This is a genomic window from Stenotrophomonas sp. P5_A8 (assembly GCF_056400545.1).
Genome location: NZ_JBFULB010000653.1, coordinates 1 through 587 on the forward strand (window position 1 = coordinate 1; position 587 = coordinate 587).

Annotated in this window: 1 protein-coding gene; it reads right to left on the reverse strand. The window is 63.0% G+C overall.

What is annotated here, in order from left to right:
* Positions 1 to 14 precede the first annotated feature (14 nt).
* Positions 15 to 470, reverse strand: a complete 456-nt coding sequence (locus tag AC1DQP_RS21300) for an REP-associated tyrosine transposase (RefSeq protein WP_256776505.1) — start codon at positions 468 to 470, stop codon at positions 15 to 17.
* Between the last annotated feature and the right edge of the window lie 117 nt (positions 471 to 587).

The window sequence follows — 587 nt, forward strand, 5'->3', positions numbered from 1 at the left end:
CCCATGGGGTGGCTCTACCCCTGCACCGCCCAGCGCGACCAAGCGTAGGGATAGTCACCCAGCGCTTCGGCCAGGCCCGCGCGGAGCGGATTGGCAAGGATGTAGAGCGCCTGCCTGCGCAGGGATTCCTCGGTCCTTACGGCGTGATCGAAGTACCCGTGCTGCCAGACCTTTCCCTTTCGCCCCAGACGTTGATTCAACAACCGGCTGCTGCGTGATTTGAACATCACCATGCAACTGGCCAGCGTGCCTCGTCGCAGCTGGATCAACCAATGCAGGTGGTCCGGCATGATCACCCAGGCCAGCGTGCGGGTGATCCCGCACCGTTCCATATAGCGCAGCGAGTCGATGATCACCTCGGCATTTGCGGCATCCTCAAACCACCTGCACCGGTTGTGCGTTGTAGTGGTAAGCGCGTAGCAGTAGCCAGGATGCGAGTAGCGACCGCGCTGGAGGCGTGGACTGGACATCGCATGAGGGTGCGTCGGGCCAGGCGTGGCGGCTATAGGTGGATGGCTGCGCCTTTCGTCAGCATGTTCCGATGCACGGTCTGCGAACAGCCACCCATGGGGTGGCTCTACCGGCGG

What these genes read in the sequence shown, in the direction of transcription:
- AC1DQP_RS21300 (WP_256776505.1), bottom strand. Translation starts at nt 470, where the DNA reads ATGTCCAGTCCACGCCTCCAGCGCGGTCGCTACTCGCATCCTGGCTAC.